Here is a 281-nt window from a genome sequence, read left to right as displayed (position 1 = left end):
AAGCCGCCGCCACCCCGCTCACCCGGGGCCTCCTGACGGCCATACAAAAGCGGACGGTCGGGGCAGGCCTGGGCAATATCTGGCTGCTCAGCGTCCAGTTCTACGACAAGCGGGGGAACGTGGTCCAGGTCAGGAGCAACAACCAGCTCAATACCGGGCTGAACGACAGCCGGACGGTGGTGCCCGACTTTACCGGCAAGGCCCGCCAGGTGAAGACCGTTCAGGCCGCTGCCAGCAGCAGCACCACGGTGCTCAGCACCCTCAGCTACGACCATTCCGGC

1 protein-coding gene is annotated in these 281 nt (G+C 65.8%); it reads right to left on the bottom strand.

All coding sequences use genetic code 11. The features are described from left to right. A partial coding sequence (locus DDR33_RS26395) for a hypothetical protein (RefSeq protein WP_158280882.1) occupies window positions 1-281 on the bottom strand: 281 nt, incomplete at both ends.

Source organism: Pararcticibacter amylolyticus (assembly GCF_003130405.1).
Lineage (GTDB): Bacteria > Bacteroidota > Bacteroidia > Sphingobacteriales > Sphingobacteriaceae > Arcticibacter > Arcticibacter amylolyticus.
The sequence above is the reverse complement of the archived record's forward strand: the minus strand, read 5'-3'. Positions and strand labels throughout refer to the sequence as shown.